Below are 15,634 nucleotides of genomic sequence, written 5' to 3'. Positions count from 1 at the left end.
CGTAGCCGCCCGGCATTCCCGCGGTCGGGGGTGGGCGCGGTCACTTCCGCAGGTCAGGACCGCAGTGCCGCGAACCCCGGGCGGACGACGTCGCGCAGCAACCGGGCCCGCTCCGCCTCGGGGACGAAGGCGGCGGCCAGCGCCCGCTCGGTTACCGTCTGCACGTCGTCCCACCCCCAGCCGAAGGTGGCGACCACGTCGGCCAGCTCGCCGGTCGCCGAGACGCCGCTCATCAGCCGGTTGTCGGTGTTGAGGGTGACCGCGAAGCCCAGCCGGTGCAGCCGGTCGACCGGGTGCTCGGCCAGCGAGGGGTAGGCGCCGGTCTGCACGTTGGACGACGGCGCGACCTCCAGTGGCACCTGCTCCTCACGCACCCGCTTCGCCACCGGGCCCAGGGAACCGTCGGCGGCCACCTCGTCGGCGATGCGCACGCCGTGGCCGAGCCGTTCGGCGTGCGCGCCGTCGAGGGCCGCGACGATGCTGCCGATGCCCGCCGCCTCGCCGGCGTGGATGGTGCGGTGCGCACCCTCGCGGTCCAGCAGCGCGATCGCCGAGGGGTGCCGGTCGGGCGGGAAGCCGTCCTCCGGGCCGGCGAGGTCGAAGCCGACCACCCCGGCGTCCCGGTAGCGGACCACCAGGGCGGCCACCTCGTCCCACCGGTCGTTCTGCCGCATGGCGCACAGCAGGCTCCCGACGGTGATCGGGGTGCCGGCAGCGGCGGCGTCCGCGCTGCCCCGGGCGAACCCGTCCAGGATCGCCTCGACGACCTCCTCGATCGGCGTGCCCCGGCTCGTGAGGAGCTCGGGGGCCATGCGCACCTCGGCGTACACGACCCCGTCGGCGGCCAGGTCCAGGGCGCACTCGCGGGCCACCCGGCGGATCGCCTCGGGGCGCTGCATCACCCCGACGGTGTGCGCGAAGGTCTCCAGGTACCGCTCCAGCGACCCCGAGTCGGCCGCCTGCCGGAACCAGCGGCCCAGCGCGTCGGCGTCGTCGGCCGGCAGGCCCCGGTAGCCGCTCTCGTCGGCCAGCTCGAGCACCGTCTGCGGCCGCAGCCCGCCGTCGAGGTGGTCGTGCAGCAGGACCTTGGGGGCGCGGCGGAGCGAATCGGCGTCCGGGACGGAACTCACCGCTCCACGCTACCGACGGGTCACCAGCGGTCAGCGACCGGACTTTCGACGCCGGGAGCCCGGTCAGTCCGTCCCGCGGTCCTGCCAGCGGAAGGTCAGCACGCACAGCACCAGGCCGGCGACGCACCACAGGCCCAGCACCAGCGCCACCCGGCCCAGCTCCCACGTGCCGGCCGGTTCCTCCGCGGCCAGGACGTCGGGGAGGAACACCGAGCGCAGCCCCTGCGCCATCCACTTCAGCGGGAACAGCGACGCGATCGTCTGCATCCACGCCGGCACCTGACTGAACTGGAAGAACACCCCGGAGATGAACTGCAGCACCAGCGCGATCGGGGTGACCATCGCCGACGCCGACCGGCCGTTCTTCGCCAGACTGGAGACGGCGATGCCCAGCAGCGTGCAGGCCGCCGCCCCGAGCACGGCGACCCAGACGAAGGTGAACCAGTCGCTGCCCGACGGCAGGTCGATGCCGTACGCGAAGACCCCGACCGCCAGCAGGATCGCCGCGATCAGCACCGTGACGGCGAGGACCTGGACGACCTTGCCGACGAAGTAGGCGCTCTTGGGCATCGGCGTGCCAGACAGGTGCTTCAGCGTGCCGTCGGACCGCTCGGTGGCGATGCTGATCGCCATGTTCTGCAGGCTGGCGCCGACGATGCCGGCAGCGATGATCCCGGCCATGAAGTACTGGGTGAAGGTGACGCCGGCGCCCAGGTCGTAGTCGAGCACCGCGCCGAAGACGACGAGCATCATCACCGGGAACACCAGCGTGAAGACGACCGACTCGCGCTGGCGGAAGAACTCCTTGAGCTCGACCGCCGCCCGCGAGCGGTAGACGCGGGCGACCGGGGGGAGAGCGACCTCGGCCCGGTCGCGGACGGTGGCGCTCACGCCTGGGCTCCTTCGCCGGGCTCGTGCCCGATCATCTGCAGGTAGACGTCCTCGAGGGTGGGCCGGGCGACGGCGAGGTCGGGCACCTCACCGGGGAACCGCGCGGCCAGCTGCTGGACGAACGCGGTCGGCGTGGGCGTCGCCTCGGTGCGCCGGACGCCGTCCTCGGTCCAGGTCACCATCGCCGGGGCCGCCCCGCGCCCACCCAGGGCCGAGGGGACGGCGACCTCGACCAGCCGGCCCCGGGCGATCACCCCGACCCGGTCGGCCAGCGCCTCGGCCTCGTCGAGGTAGTGGGTGGTCAGCAGCATCGTGGTGCCGAGGTCGCGCAGCGACCGGATCAGCGACCAGAACTGCCGGCGGGCCTCCGGGTCGAACCCGGTGGTCGGCTCGTCGAGGAACAGCAGCGCGGGCCGGCCGACGATGCCCAGCGCGACGTCCAGGCGGCGGCGCTGACCGCCGGACAGCGACCGCCCCCGGGCGCCGGCCTTCTCGGTGAGGCCGACCAGCTCGAGCACCTCGTCCGGGTCGCGCGGGTCCGGGTAGTAGGACGCCTGGGCGCGCAGCAGCTCCCGGCAGGTGAGCTGGCTGTCGCCGGCGCCGGACTGCAGCACGATGCCCAGCTGCGCCTTCCACCGCCGGGTCGCCTGGGCCGGGTCGACGCCGAGCACACGGACCTCCCCGGCATCCCGGCCGCGGAAGCCCTCGCAGATCTCGACCGTGGTGGTCTTGCCGGCCCCGTTGGGACCGAGCAGCGCGAAGATCTCGCCGCGGCGGATGTCGAGGTCGAGCCCGTCGACGGCGGTGAAGTCCCCGTAGCGCTTGACCAGGCCGCGGACGGAGATCGCCGCTGCGGGGTCGAGGGGGGCGGGGGGCTGCGGGCCGCCTCGTACCTCAGCAGCCGCGGACGTTCGGGTCACGAGGAGACAGTCTCCCCCCTGCCCCTGAGCGCCCCGGCGCGGGTGGAGTGTGAGATGCGAGGAAACCTGGCATCTCACACTCCGTTCAGGCGGAGATGCGGTCCAGGATCAGCGGCAGCGGCTCGTCGGCGGTGTCGACGCCGACCGCACCCGCCAGCGCCTCCAGCGCCCGCGGGATCCGGTCGGCGTCGTCGGTCTGCAGCTCCAGCAGCGGCTGCCCGGCGGTCACCTGCTCCCCCACACCGGCGGTCCAGACGACGCCGGCCGCGGCCGACACCGGGTCCTCCTTGCGGGCCCGCCCGGCGCCCAGCCGCCAGGCGGCCACTCCGAGCGCGTAGGCGTCCAGCCGGGTGAGCGTGCCGGTGGCCGGGGCGGTCACCACGTGCTTCTCGGCCGGCTGGGGCAGCGGCGCGTCCGGGTCGCCGCCCTGGGCGGCGATCATCCGCCGCCACACGTCCATCGCCCGGCCGTCGCGCAGCGCGTCCGCGGGGTCGACGTCGGAGCGCCCGGCGCCGGCGAGCATCTCCCGGGCCAGGGCCAGCGTGAGCTCGACGACGTCGGCCGGCCCGCCCCCGGCGAGCACCTCCACCGACTCGGCCACCTCGACGGCGTTGCCCGCGGCGCGGCCCAGCGGCCGGTCCATCGCGGTCACCAGCGCGACGGTGCGCACACCGGCGGCCTCCCCCAGCCCGACCATCGTGCGGGCCAGCTCGCGGGAGGCATCGGGGTCCTTCATGAACGCGCCCGAGCCGGTCTTCACGTCCAGCACCAGCGCGTCGGCGCCCTCGGCGATCTTCTTGCTCATGATCGAGCTGGCGATCAGCGGGATCGACTCGACGGTGCCGGTGACGTCGCGCAGCGCGTAGAGCTTCTTGTCCGCCGGCGCCAGGTCGTTGCCGGCGGCGCAGATGACCGCGCCGACCTCGCGCAGCTGGCGCAGATAGGCCTCCTCGCGCACGTCGGCCCGCCAGCCGGGAATCGCCTCGAGCTTGTCCAGCGTGCCGCCGGTGTGGCCGAGCCCGCGGCCGGACAGCTGCGGCACCGCCACCCCGCAGGCGGCCACCAGCGGCGCCAGCGGCAGGGTGATCTTGTCGCCGACGCCGCCGGTGGAGTGCTTGTCGGCGGTCGGCCGGCCCAGCGAGGAGAGGTCCTTGCGCTCGCCGGAGTCGATCATCGCCTGGGTCCAGACGGCCAGCTCGTCCGGCGACATCCCGCGGAAGAACACCGCCATGAGGAGGGCGCTCATCTGCTCGTCGGGCACCGCGCCGGTGGTGTAGGCGTCGATCACCCAGCGGATCTGCTCGGGGGTCAGCGGCCCGCCGTCCCGCTTGGCCCGGATGACGTCGATCGCGTCGAACACCGCCATCAGCCCTGCCCCCGCTCGGCCGCGGCCGTTCCCCCGGCAGACCGCGTGGCGGCAGCCGCCAGGTCCTCGGGCCCGAACGCGTCGGGCAGCACCTCGCGCATCGACACGATGCCGAGCGAGACGGTCTCGATGAGCATGCCGGCTCCCCCGTGCTCCCAGAGCAGCTGCCGGCAGCGGCCGCAGGGCATGAGCGGCTGCCCGTCGCCGCCGACGCAGGCGACCGCGACCAGCCGACCGCCGCCGGTGCGGGCCAGGTCGCTGACCATGCCGCACTCGGCGCACAGGCCCAGCCCGTAGGAGGCGTTCTCGACGTTGCAGCCGGTGACGATCCGGCCGTCGTCGACCAGGCCGGCGACGCCCACGGGGAACTTCGAATAGGGCGCGTACGCGTGGGTCATCGCCTCGCGCGCGGCCGCCCGCAAGACGTCCCAGTCCGGCTCGGGCACTAGTTCTCCCCTCGTCGGTAGACCAGACCGACGGCCTTGGGCGGCCGTAGTCGTTGCGAGGCCAGCGACAGGACCAGCAGCGTCGTCAGGTGCGGCGTGAACGACACCAGCCCGGGCGCGAGCTCGTCGATGCTGAGGAAGGCGACCAGCGAGCCCACCGCCACGGCTCCGGCGATCACCGCGCGCACCGCCCGCCGGTGGACGGCCTGCCAGACGGCCACCCCGGCGAGCAGGACGGCGAGCAGCAGGAACAGCGCGACCACCGCCGACCGGCTGCGCAGCTGCAGCGCGTCGGCGTAGCCGAACAGGCCCGCGCCGGCCGCCAGGCCACCGGGCCGCCAGTTGCCGAAGATGAGCGCGGCCAGGCCGATGAAGCCGCGGCCGTTGGTCTGCCCCTCGCGGTAGATGCCGGCGATGAAGACCAGGAACACCCCACCCATGCCGGCCAGCGCGCCGGAGATGAGCACCGCGATGTACTTGAGCCGGTAGACCGGCACGCCGAGGCTGTCGGCGGCCGCCGGGTTCTCCCCGCAGGAGCGCAGCCGCAGGCCGAACGCGGTGCGCCACAGCAGCAGGTAGGACGCCGGCACGAGCAGCACGGCCAGCAGGGTCAGCAGGCCCACGCCGCTGGTCAGCCCGCGCAGGACGCCGGCGACGTCGCTGACCAGGAACCAGTTCAGCCGCTCCAGGTGGCCGAGCAGGTCGGGCCCGGAGGAGAGCACCGGCACGGAGAAGTCCGGCGGGTCGCTCGACAGCGACGGGGACTGGGTGACGCCGCCCCCGGCCGGGTTGTCGGTGTAGAAGAGCTCGGAGAGAAACCGCACGACGCCGGCGGCGAGGATGTTGATCGCCACGCCGCTGACCACGTGGTCGACGCCGAAGGTGACCGTCGCGAGGGCGTGCAGCAGGCCGCCGAGGGCACCGAAGAGCACGCCGCCGAGCAACGCCGCGGACCAGCCCCACTGGTAGCCGGCGAAGCCCGCGCCCCAGGTGCCGAGCGTCATCATCCCGTCCAGGCCGATGTTCACCACGCCGGCCCGCTCGCTGAACAGACCGCCGAGCGCGGCCAGCCCGATCGGCACGGCCAGCAGCAGGGCCGCCGAGATCGTCGAGGACGACGTCAACGCCTGCTCGCCGCTGATCACCCGGACCGCCGAGACGAGGACGAACGCCGCGACCACGAGCCAGGTGATGCGGCGGGCCCGGCCGCCGCCGAGGAGCAGCTCGGTGACCGGCCCGCGGCCGGCGCGCTGCGGGGCTGTGGTGACGGTGCTCATGCCGGGGCCCCCGCGGAAACGAGGAGCGCCAGCGGAGCGCTTTCGTGGGGTTGGCTCATGCCCCGGCCTCCTGCCGCTCGTCGGTGTGCTGCCCGGCTCCGGTGGCCCGTCCGGCGCCCGCGGGCTGGGCGGGACCGCTGCCGCCGTCCCCCACCGCCGGCGGCGGGCCGTTCTGGGCCATGCCTCGCTCGGCCGAGCGCAGGGCGATCCGGCGGGCCACCTCGTTGGAGATGACCACGGCGAGCACGATCGTGCCCTGGATGATCGTGACCACCGAGGCGGGGTAGTCGGCGATCTGCAGCGGCACCAGCGCCCGGTCGAGGAAGGCGAACAGCAGCGCGGCGAACGCGATGCCGACGGGGTTGTTGCGGCCCAGCAGCGCGACCGCGATGCCCAGGAAGCCCAGGCCGGCGGTGAAGTCGGTGGTGTAGCTGTGCGTGGAGCCCAGCAGGTCGGGCATGCCGATGAGCCCGGCCACCGCGCCGGAGATCAGCATCGTCTTGATGACCATGCCGCGGGAGTCGACCCCGCTGGCCCGCGCCGCCGACGGCGAGAGGCCGGTGGCCTTGAGGTCGAAGCCGAACCGGGTGCGGTCGAGCAGCACCGAGATGACGATCCCGACGACGATCGCGACCAGCAGGAACCCGGAGAGCTGCCGGGGCGGGTTGGCCAGCCCGAGCGCGTCGAAGACCCAGTTCAGGCTGGGCATCCAGCCCGACTCGGCGATCTCCGCGGTGCTGATGATCGACGCGCCCTCCGGGCTGCCCCGGAACGGCCCGGTGAGCAGGTAGGAGGCGATGCCCAGCGCGATGAAGTTGAGCATGATCGAGCTGATGACCTCGCTGACGCCGCGGGTCACCTTGAGGACGGCGACGATGCCGGCCCAGATCGCGGCCACCGCCATCGCCACGACGACGATGAGCAGCACGTGCAGCGGGCCGGGCAGCGCGACCGCGGCGCCGATGGCGGCGGCCATGATCGTGGCCAGCCGGTACTGGCCCTCGACGCCGATGTTGAACAGCCCCATCCGGAAGGCGACGGCAACGGCCAGCCCGGCGAGGAACAGCGGCACCGCCCGGTTGAGGATCACCACGATCGCGGTCATCTGCTGGGCCGGCGTGTCCCCGAAGTCGACCATGACGGCGTAGACGTCGAAGGGGTTCACCTGCAGGGCGGCCATGACCAGCCCGGAGATGATGATCGCGGCGACGACCGCGAGGACGGGGGCCAGCAGCGTCGGCCCGAGCCTGCGCAGCGCGCTCATGCCGCACCCGCCGTCGTCCGTGCGCCGGTCATGTGGCCGCCGAGCTCCTCGGGGGTGACCGCGGACGGGTCGAGGGTGGCGACCAGGCGGCCGCGGAGCATCACGTGCAGCGTGTCGGACAGGCCGATCAGCTCGTCGAGGTCGGCGGAGACGAGCAGGATGCCCATGCCCTCGGCGCGGGCGTCCTTGAGCAGCTCCCAGATCACCGCCTGGGCGCCGATGTCGACCCCGCGCGTGGGATGGGCGGCCAGGAGCAGCCGCGGCGACGCGCTCATCTCCCGGCCGATGATCAGCTTCTGCTGGTTGCCGCCGGACAGCGCGACGGCCAGGGTGTCCGGCCCGGGCGCGCGGACGTCGTACTCGCGCATGATCCGCGCGGTGTCGTCCCGGGCCCCCTTGCGGTCGATGAAGGGCCCCTTCACCGCCGGCGGGCGGGTCTGGTGGCCGAGGATCCGGTTCTCCCACAGCGCCGCGTCCAGCAGCATGCCCTGCCGGTGCCGGTCCTCGGGGATGAACCCGATCCCCCCGTCCCGCCGGGCGCGGGTGCTCCAGTGGCTGATGTCCTCCCCGCCGAGGCCGATGCTGCCGGCCGAGAGCGGGCGCAGCCCCATGATCGCCTCGATCAGCTCGGCCTGCCCGTTCCCCTCGACGCCGGCGATGCCGACGACCTCGCCCTCCCGGACGGTGAGGCTCACGCCGTCGACCAGGGCCCGGCCGTCGACGTTGGTGACGGTGCCCTCGCGCAGCTGCAGCACCGGTGTCGGGCGCACGGTGGAGGTGCGGGTCTCCGGCGAGGGCAGCTCCGAGCCGACCATCATCTCGGCGAGCTGGCGGGTGGTCGTGGTCCTCGGGTCGGCGGTGCCGACGGTGGTGCCTCGCCGGATGACGGTGATCGAGTCCGCCACCTTCCGCACCTCGTCGAGCTTGTGCGAGATGAAGATGACGGTCAGGCCCTCGCGCTTGAGCTCGGCGAGGTTGCCGAACAGCTCGTCGACCTCCTGGGGCACCAGGACGGCGGTCGGCTCGTCGAGGATCAGCGTGGTCGCCCCGCGGTAGAGCACCTTGGCGATCTCCACCCGCTGCCGGTCGCCGACGCCGAGGTCCTCGACCATCGCGTCCGGGTCCAGGCCCAGGGAGTAGGCGTCGGAGATCTCCCGGATGCGGCGCCGGGCCTCGTCCCGGTCCAGGCGGGCACCCCGGGTCGGCTCGCTGCCCAGGACGATGTTCTCCAGGACGGTGAAGTTGTCGGCCAGCATGAAGTGCTGGTGGACCATGCCGATGCCGGCGGTGATCGCGTCGGCCGGGCTCCGGAAGTGGGCCTCGCGGCCGTGCAGCAGGATCTGCCCCTCGTCGGGGCGGTGCATGCCGTACAGGGTCTTCATCAGCGTCGACTTGCCGGCGCCGTTCTCGCCCACGATGGCGTGCACCTCACCGCGGCGGACCCGCAGTTCGATGTCCTTGTTGGCCACGACGCCGGGAAAGCGCTTGGTGATGCCGCGCAGTTCGACGGCCAGCGGGGCCGCACCGCCGTCCGCACCGCCGCTCGACGGCGGCTCGCCTGCTGTGGCCATGGTGGGCCCTCTCCCTCGCTGCGCCCGCGCCGGTGGGCCGGGCCCGTTCACTCTGCTGTATCGGCGGCGCGGGTTCGACCGCCGTCACCCGTTCGGCGAGCCGGGTTCACCGGCCCGCCGCATGATCGCGCACCACCGGCCCCGGCCCGGCGACCAGGGGGGGACCCGCTGGTGCCGCGGACGACAGCGGGCCCGGGGAGGCATCTGCGCTCCCCGGGCCCGCCGCCGGTCGTGCCCCGGTCAGCCGAGCGGCGTCACGGGGTCGTGGCGACCTCGATCTCGCCGTCGATGATCTGCTGGCGGTAGTCGTCGATCTCGCCCTGGATGTCGTCGATGAAACCACCGCTGGTGGCCAGGCCGACGCCCTCGCTGGACAGGTCGTAGACCTCATCGGTGCCGCCGCTGACGTTGCCGTCGACGAACTCCCCGATGAAGGCCTCCACCGCGTTGTCCACGCGCTTGAGCATCGAGGTCATGATCACGGCCTGCAGGGCCGGGTCGTCGACCGTCTGGTACTGGTCGGAGTCGACCCCGATGGCCCGGCCCCCGGAGGCGGCGGCCGCCTGGAAGACGCCGACGCCGGAGCCACCGGCGGCGTGGTAGACGATGTCGGCGCCGGCGTCGTACATGCCCTGCGCGACGATCTGGCCACGGGCCGGGTCGTTGAACCCGGAGAAGTCACCGGCCGGCGAGATGTACTGCGTGTCGACGACGATGTCCGGGTTGACCGCCTGGGCACCGGCGACGTAGCCGGCCTCGAACTTCTGGATCAGCGGGGTCTCGACGCCGCCGACGAAGCCGACGTGGCCGGTCTCGCTCTTCAGCGCCGCCGCGACGCCGGCCAGGAACGAGCCCTCGTGCTCGGCGAACAGCAGGCCGGTCAGGTTGTCGGCCCCGACCTCCTCGGCGGAGGAGTCGATGATCGCGAAGGTGGTGTCCGGGTACTGCTCCACGACGTCACCGATGACCTCGCCGTAGGCGAAGCCGACGGCGATGACCGGGTTGTACCCCTCGTCGGCCAACTGGGTCAGCAGGTCGACCCGGTTGGACCCGTCGGCGCTCGGGCTCAGGTCGCGGAACTCGCCGCCGTGCTCCTCGACCGCCGCCTCGAGCCCGGCGACCGCCGAGTCGTTGAACGAGCGGTCACCGCGGCCGCCGGTGTCGAAGGCGAGGCCGATCCGCAGGTCGCCGCCGGAGTCACCGCCCCCGCCGTTGGCGCTGCCGCCGCTGTCCTCGTCGCTCGCACACGCGGCCAGGGCCATGCTGCCGGCCAGCAGCAGCGCCGCGGCCTTCATCCTCCGCGCTCGGCGCAAGACGCTCTCCTCTCTGGAGGGACGGACCGGCCTTCCCGGCAGGCCCGCCCCGGTGGGGATCAGGGGTCGTGCGCGGCCGGACCGGCGCAGGCCGGGACCCGGGGAACGCGCGACCGCTGCACGCTAACCACGCGTGCCGGGTCCGCCACCATCCCGCCGGTGGATAGAGATGCGATCGTTGCGAACCCGCCCGGCACCAGTGGCCTGCGCCACCGCGCGCGTGCTGCGGCGGGCTGCCGACCGGCGCCGTTAGCGTCTGCCTCATGCGCGGAAGGCCGGGGGCGGCACGCCTGCTCGCGGGCGCCCTGGTGGCGGTGCTCCTCGTGCTCGGTGGCGCCGGGCCGGCGTCGGCCGAGCAGGCGCGGCCGACCGTCGACCCCACGGCGCCCACGCCCACCGCCCCGTACCCGGGCGGCCCGCCGCAGGGTTCCGGGCCGCAGGGGCAGACCGTCGGCGGGGAGGAGCTCGACACCCGCGGCACCGTCGTGGCCGGCGGGGCTCCCCCGCTCCCCGACGGGCTGACCGCCGCCGGCTGGCTGGTGGCCGACGCGGGCAGCGGGACCGTGCTGGCGGCGCGGGACCCGCACGGCCGCTACCACCCGGCGAGCACGCTCAAGACGCTGACGCTGCTCACCCTGGCCCCGCTCCTGGACCCCGGGGCCGTCGTCGAGGGCACGGTCGAGGACGAGGCGGTCGAGGGCAGCCGGGTCGGCCTGGTGTCCGGCGGGCGCTACCCGGTGGCGCTGCTGTTCGAGGCGCTCGTCCTGCAGTCGGGCAACGACGCGGCCAACGCCTTGGCGCGGGCCGCCGGGGGAACGGCGGCGACGCTGGCGGCGATGAACGCGACCGCGGCGGAGATCGGCGCGTTCGACACCGTCGCCGGGACGCCGTCCGGGCTCGACGTCGCCGGGCAGTCCTCCTCCCCCTACGACCTGGCGCTGGTCTTCCGCCGGCTGCTCGAGGACCCGCGCACCGCGGCGATCCTGCGCACCCCGATCGCGCAGATGCCACCGGTGGAGGGCCGCTCGCCGGGCTACCAGATCCAGAACGAGAACCCGCTGCTGGCCACCTACCCCGGCAACCTCGGCGGCAAGACCGGGTTCACCGACGCCGCCCGGCACACCTTCGTCACCGGTGCCGAGCGCGACGGCCGGCGACTGGTGGTCAGCGTCATGGGCACCGAGCGCACCCCGCTGAGCGCGGCCGACCAGGCGGCGCGGCTGCTGGACTGGGGCTTCGCCGTCCCGCCGGCCACCTCCGGGGTGGGGGTGCTCGTCGCCTCCGCGGCGGACGTCCCCCCGGTGGCGCCGCCCGCCGCCCCGGTGCCGTCGGTGGCGCCGGTCGCACCGCCGGCCCCCGGCCCCTCGGCGGCCGGCGGGGACGCGGCGGAGGAGCTCCTGGTGCCGGTCGCACTCGGCGCCACGGCGCTGCTCATCGTCGTGGCCACCGTGGTCGGCCGCCGCCGCGCGGCGCGGGTCGTCGTCCCACCCGCTCGGGCCGACCGCGACGGGGCGCCGGTCAGGCCGACGCCGGAGGCACCACCGGCTCCGCGAGGTCCGGGGGCCCCGGGGCCCGCTCCTGGACCCGGCGGAGGGTCGCCGTCCACGCCGCGGTGAAGAACGCGAACCGGCTCACCACGTTGATCCACACCAGGATGCCCACCGCGCCGCCGAAGGCCGAGGCGGTCACGCTGCCGGAGATCAGCGCCAGGTAGAGGCTGCCCACCAGCTTCATCGCCTCGAACCCGGCGGCGCCGAACAGCGCGCCGGGAAGGAGCCGACGCAGCGGGTGCGAGGTCGAGGGCACCACCTTGAGCAGCCAGAGGAAGACCACCACGTCGGTGCCGACGGCCAGGCCCAGGCCGATGACCGCGGTGAGGACCCCCAGCCCGGGCGCGCCCGCCAGGCCGAGCAGCTCCAGCACCCACGAGGTGGCCTGGGTGACCGCGCCGGTGAGCCCCAGGCTCAGCAGGCCGGCGCTCCCGAGGGCGAGCAGGGCGAGCAGGTCCTGCAGGTTGTCGCGGAGGAACTCCGGCTCGTCGACCCGCCCCTTCCAGATCCGCTCCATGCCGAGCCGGAGCTTGTCCATGGCCCGCAACCCGGCGTAGAGGAACCCGACCAGGCCGATGAGGCCCACGACGCCGGCCGAGCCGACCGCCCCGCTCAGCTCGCGGACGATCTGCTCGCCGGGTGGGCCGGGGAAGGTCTCCCGGAGGGCGTCGTAGAGCTCGTTCTGCAGGAGCTCGTTGCCGGCGAGCACGAGCCCGATCGCGGAGGCGATCAGCAGCAGGACGGGGACCAGCCCGAGGAACACGAAGTAGGTGACCCCGGCGGCCATGAGGTCGCCCTGGGTGCGCCGGTAGCGGCCGCCGGCCCGGGCCAGGTGGTCGAACCACGGCCACCTGCGACGCCGCCCGGCCAGCAGCGACTCCCAGCCCTCGCCCAGCCGGGTCAGCCACGACCAGCGGCTGCCGGAGGCGGGTGTGCCCGCGGGCACGGGAGCGGACCGGTCGGTCCGGGTGGCACTCACCCGCTCGAGTCTGCGGCCTGGGAGGGGGTGCCGCGCGGCGGAGCGGCGCGCGTGGTTAGTGCGACCGGCCGGTCAGCGGGTACTCGCGGGCGACCACCCAGGCACCGCTCGGCGTCTGCTCGAACTCGGTGAAGGAGTCGACCCGGAACTCCGCCGAGAGGTCGGCCAGCCCGTTGTAGGCGAGGTCCAGCATGTCGGCCGGGACGTCGTGGGCGACGGTGACGTGCGGGTGGTACGGGTAGGACAGCGAGCGCGCCAGCGGGCCGCAGCGCACGTCGTTGGCGATCAGCTCGCAGTTGCCGATACCGCGCGCGACGGTGACGAAGACGACCTCGGAGACCGGAGAGAACGTGCCCGTGCCGGCGAGGTGCATGTCGAACGGCGGATGGACCCGGGCGACGGCGGCGAGGTGCTCGCTGATCGCCTCCCGGTCGGTGACGGCGACCTCGGTGGGCGGCAGCAGGGTGACGTGCGGGGGGACGAGGCTGGCCTGCGGGTCACCGACCTTGGCCCGCCAGTCGATGAACAGCTGCGCCCACGGTTCCGGGACGGGGACGACGATCCCCAGGACGGCGGTGTCCGGTGGCGCGCTGCGGCTGCGCGGCACGAAGGTGTCGTCGTTCATGCGCCGGCCCCCGCGGAGGGGAGGAAGCCCACCCGGTCGTAGACGGTGGCGACCGTCGCGGCGGCGACCTCCCGCGCCCGGGCCGCGCCCCGGAGGAGGATCCGCTCGAGCTCGGCCTGGTCGTCGAGCAGTTCCTGGGTGCGCTCGCGGACCGGCGTCACGAAGTCGACGACAACCTCGGCCAGCTCCTTCTTCAGGTCGCCGTAGCCGCGGCCGGCGAACCGCTCCTCCAGCTCGGCGACCGGCCGGCCCGACAGCTCGCTGTGCATGGTGAGCAGGTTGGTGACCCCCGGCTTGTTCACCGGGTCGGCCACGATCTCCCGGCCGGTGTCGGTGACCGCCGAGCGGATCTTCTTGGCGGTCACCTTCGGCTCGTCGAGCAGCAGCACGCAGCCGGCCGGCGGGAGGCTCTTGCTCATCTTCTTGTCCGGCGACTGCAGGTCCATGACCCGCGCCGCGCCCTGCGGGATGACGGCCTCGGGCACGGTGAACGTCTGTCCGTAGCGACCGTTGAACCGGATCGCGAGGTCGCGGGTCAGCTCGAGGTGCTGCCGCTGGTCCTCCCCCACCGGCACCTGGTCGGCCTGGTAGACGAGGATGTCCGCGGCCTGCAGGACCGGGTAGGTGAACAGCCCGACCGTGGTGCCGGACGTGCCCTCGCGCTGGCTCTTGTCCTTAAACTGCGTCATCCGGCTGGCCTCACCGAAGCCGGTCAGGCACTCCAGCACCCAGGACAGCTGCAGGTGCTCGGGCACGTGGCTCTGCACGAACAGGGTGCTGCGCTCCGGGTCGACGCCCAGGGCGAGCAGCTGCGCGGCCGACACCAGGGTGTTGCGGCGCAGCTCCGCCGGGTCCTGCGGAACCGTGATCGCGTGCAGGTCGACGACGCAGTAGAAGGCCTCGGTGGACTCCTGCAGGCTCACCCATTGCCGCAGCGCACCCAGGTGGTTGCCGAGGTGGAAGGAACCTGCCGTCGGCTGGATCCCGGAGAGCACACGGGGAAGAGGCACGCCGGCCATCAAACCAGCCGTCCCGACTTCCGTGCCGCGCGCGTCCGGAACGCCCTGGTCAGCACCGGACCGGGCGTGCCGGCGTCCCGCCCGGCGCGGAATCCCGCGGGCCCGGTCATGGGACGGGCGCCGCGGCCCGCACGGCGTCCAGGGCGGCGAGCAGGGCGTCGTCCTCCTCGGGCGTGCCGACGGTGACCCGGATCCCCTCACCGGCGAACGGGCGGGTGATGATCGCCCGGGCCTCCAGGGCGGCGGCCAGCTCGGCGGTCTGCTCCCCCACCGGCAGCCACACGAAGTTCGCCTGGCTGTCGGCGACGTCGAACCCCCGCTCGCGCAGGGCGGCGGTCAGCCTGCCCCGCTCGGCGACGACGGCGGCGACCCGGGAGCGCACCTCCTCCTCGCTGGCCAGCGCGGCGACGGCGGCGGCCTGGGCGAGGGTCGAGACGCTGAAGGGCACGTACGTCTTGCGCACCGCCTCGGCGACGGCGGGGTCCTCGGCGATCAGGTAGCCCACCCGCAGGCCGGCCAGCCCCCACGCCTTGGAGAAGGTGCGCAGCACGGCCACGTTCGGCCGCCCGCGCATCACCTCCAGCCCGTCGGGGACCTCGGGGTCGGTGACGAACTCGCGGTAGGCCTCGTCGAGGACGACGAGGGTGCCGGCCGGGACGGCGTCGAGGAACCGCTCCAGCTCGGGGCGGCGGACCGCCGTGCCGGTGGGGTTGTTGGGGTTGCACACGAAGACCAGGCGGGTCGTGTCGTCGATCGCGGCCGCGAGCGCGTCGAGGTCGTGGGTGTCGGCCGGGCCGCCGGACCGCCCCGGCGTCAGCGGCACCTGGATCGCGCGCGCCCCGGCGACCTGGGCGAGCAACGGGTACATCTCGAACGACCGCCAGGCGAAGGCGATGCTCGTGCCCGGCTCGTTGAACGACTGGGCCAGCTGCTGGCAGAGCATCACCGCGCCGCAGCCGGTGGCGATCTGCCCGGGGTCCACGCCGTAGTGCTCGGCCAGCGCCCGGGTCAGGACGACGGCGCCGTTGTCCGGATAGCGGTTGGTCTCCGGGGCCGCGGCGGCCAGCGCCTCGACGACGGCGGGCAGCGGCGGGAAGGCCACCTCGTTGCTGGCCAGCTTGACCGCCCGGTCGACCCCGATCTCGCGGGCCAGGTCGGCGGGGTTGCGCCCCGGCCTGTAGGCGGGGAGCTGCTGCACCGCCGGTCGTGCGCTGACCACTGCCTCGGCCTCCTGATTCCGCAGTCCCGCATCGGCCGGGGCGGCCGCGCGCGGGTCTCTAGGG

14 protein-coding genes are annotated in these 15,634 nt (G+C 74.1%); 1 reads left to right on the top strand and 13 read right to left on the bottom strand.

The window, feature by feature from the left end:
* Positions 1-53: 53 nt before the first annotated feature.
* The 9 genes from BMZ50_RS22990 to BMZ50_RS22950 all read right to left on the bottom strand — a co-directional run bounded on the left by BMZ50_RS22990 (position 54) and on the right by BMZ50_RS22950 (position 10,178).
* Positions 54-1,130: an adenosine deaminase gene (locus BMZ50_RS22990; RefSeq protein ID WP_091329918.1), complete on the bottom strand. Its 1,077-nt coding sequence runs from the start codon at positions 1,128-1,130 to the stop codon at positions 54-56.
* Positions 1,131-1,193: 63 nt separating this feature from the next.
* Positions 1,194-2,021 carry an ABC transporter permease gene (locus BMZ50_RS22985; RefSeq protein WP_091329917.1) on the bottom strand — a complete coding sequence of 276 codons (828 nt, stop codon included), beginning with the start codon at positions 2,019-2,021 and terminating at the stop codon, positions 1,194-1,196.
* Positions 2,018-2,941 carry an ABC transporter ATP-binding protein gene (locus tag BMZ50_RS22980; protein ID WP_091329915.1) on the bottom strand — a complete coding sequence of 308 codons (924 nt, stop codon included), beginning with the start codon at positions 2,939-2,941 and terminating at the stop codon, positions 2,018-2,020. The genes BMZ50_RS22985 and BMZ50_RS22980 overlap by 4 nt, the downstream gene beginning before the upstream one ends.
* 85 nt (positions 2,942-3,026) lie before the next feature.
* The gene (locus BMZ50_RS22975; RefSeq protein WP_091329913.1) at positions 3,027-4,307 is read right to left on the bottom strand and encodes a thymidine phosphorylase; all 1,281 of its coding nucleotides are present in this window, start codon (positions 4,305-4,307) and stop codon (positions 3,027-3,029) included.
* Positions 4,307-4,753, bottom strand: coding sequence for a cytidine deaminase (locus BMZ50_RS22970; RefSeq protein WP_091329911.1), 447 nt, complete (start codon positions 4,751-4,753; stop codon positions 4,307-4,309). Before BMZ50_RS22970 ends, BMZ50_RS22975 begins: the two co-directional genes overlap by 1 nt.
* The gene (locus BMZ50_RS22965) at positions 4,753-6,030 is read right to left on the bottom strand and encodes an ABC transporter permease (protein ID WP_091329909.1); all 1,278 of its coding nucleotides are present in this window, start codon (positions 6,028-6,030) and stop codon (positions 4,753-4,755) included. Before BMZ50_RS22965 ends, BMZ50_RS22970 begins: the two co-directional genes overlap by 1 nt.
* A gap of 55 nt (positions 6,031-6,085) precedes the next feature.
* Positions 6,086-7,294 carry an ABC transporter permease gene (locus BMZ50_RS22960; RefSeq protein ID WP_091329907.1) on the bottom strand — a complete coding sequence of 403 codons (1,209 nt, stop codon included), beginning with the start codon at positions 7,292-7,294 and terminating at the stop codon, positions 6,086-6,088.
* Positions 7,291-8,865: an ABC transporter ATP-binding protein gene (locus BMZ50_RS22955; RefSeq protein WP_091329904.1), complete on the bottom strand. Its 1,575-nt coding sequence runs from the start codon at positions 8,863-8,865 to the stop codon at positions 7,291-7,293. The genes BMZ50_RS22960 and BMZ50_RS22955 overlap by 4 nt, the downstream gene beginning before the upstream one ends.
* Positions 8,866-9,119: 254 nt before the next feature.
* A complete protein-coding gene (locus BMZ50_RS22950; RefSeq protein WP_245753822.1) occupies positions 9,120-10,178 on the bottom strand; it encodes a BMP family lipoprotein in 1,059 nt (352 codons plus the stop codon).
* A gap of 263 nt (positions 10,179-10,441) precedes the next feature.
* Between BMZ50_RS22950 and BMZ50_RS22945 the strand changes: the two genes are divergently transcribed.
* A complete protein-coding gene (locus tag BMZ50_RS22945; RefSeq protein ID WP_091329901.1) occupies positions 10,442-11,794 on the top strand; it encodes a D-alanyl-D-alanine carboxypeptidase family protein in 1,353 nt (450 codons plus the stop codon).
* Here BMZ50_RS22945 and BMZ50_RS22940 read toward each other — a convergent pair.
* The 4 genes from BMZ50_RS22940 to hisC form a co-directional block, all read right to left on the bottom strand.
* The gene (locus BMZ50_RS22940) at positions 11,697-12,707 is read right to left on the bottom strand and encodes a YihY/virulence factor BrkB family protein (RefSeq protein WP_091329899.1); all 1,011 of its coding nucleotides are present in this window, start codon (positions 12,705-12,707) and stop codon (positions 11,697-11,699) included. The genes BMZ50_RS22945 and BMZ50_RS22940 overlap by 98 nt on opposite strands.
* A 55-nt stretch (positions 12,708-12,762) precedes the next feature.
* Positions 12,763-13,332: a 2'-5' RNA ligase family protein gene (locus tag BMZ50_RS22935; protein ID WP_091329897.1), complete on the bottom strand. Its 570-nt coding sequence runs from the start codon at positions 13,330-13,332 to the stop codon at positions 12,763-12,765.
* Positions 13,329-14,351 (bottom strand): tryptophan--tRNA ligase, encoded by a 1,023-nt coding sequence (gene trpS, locus BMZ50_RS22930; protein ID WP_091329895.1) that lies wholly within the window; start codon positions 14,349-14,351, stop codon positions 13,329-13,331. The genes BMZ50_RS22935 and trpS overlap by 4 nt, the downstream gene beginning before the upstream one ends.
* Before the next feature lie 106 nt (positions 14,352-14,457).
* The gene (hisC, locus tag BMZ50_RS22925; RefSeq protein ID WP_091329893.1) at positions 14,458-15,570 is read right to left on the bottom strand and encodes a histidinol-phosphate transaminase; all 1,113 of its coding nucleotides are present in this window, start codon (positions 15,568-15,570) and stop codon (positions 14,458-14,460) included.
* Positions 15,571-15,634: the final 64 nt, after the last annotated feature.

Source organism: Geodermatophilus ruber (assembly GCF_900114385.1).
In the GTDB taxonomy this organism is placed as follows: Bacteria; Actinomycetota; Actinomycetes; order Mycobacteriales; family Geodermatophilaceae; genus Geodermatophilus; species Geodermatophilus ruber.
Note: the sequence above shows the minus strand (reverse complement) of the source record. Positions and strands in the feature narration are given on the sequence as shown.